This is a genomic window from Rhizobium sp. Rhizsp42 (genome assembly GCF_047304155.1).
Taxonomy (GTDB): domain Bacteria; phylum Pseudomonadota; class Alphaproteobacteria; order Rhizobiales; family Rhizobiaceae; genus Rhizobium.
The window spans coordinates 1-251 of sequence record NZ_JBGLYS010000177.1 but is presented as its reverse complement, the minus strand read 5'-3'; the positions used below and the strand labels follow the sequence as shown (position 1 = coordinate 251).

Here is a 251-nt window from a genome sequence, read left to right as displayed (position 1 = left end):
GACTTGGTGCGGTCCGAGATCAGCGACGTCACACCGTTGGCCGATCGTCTAGGAGTATCGATCGCGCTCGTCGCCGAGGCTGCTCAGACCGCCGAGGTAGATCCGCGTCGTATCAGCCGCATCATCCGAAATCTGGTATCCAACGCCGTCGAGCACGCTGAGGGCAAGACCGTTGAGGTCACGGTGGTGGGCAACGACTGTGCGGTGGGAGTCGCTGTGCGTGATCACGGTGTCGGGTTTGAGGCATGGCA

1 protein-coding gene is annotated in these 251 nt (G+C 62.2%); it reads left to right on the top strand.

Annotated elements, in window-relative coordinates:
- Nucleotides 1–6: 6 nt before the first annotated feature.
- A partial coding sequence (locus ACCD05_RS31995; protein ID WP_413397708.1) for a sensor histidine kinase occupies nt 7–251 on the top strand: 245 nt, incomplete at its 3' end.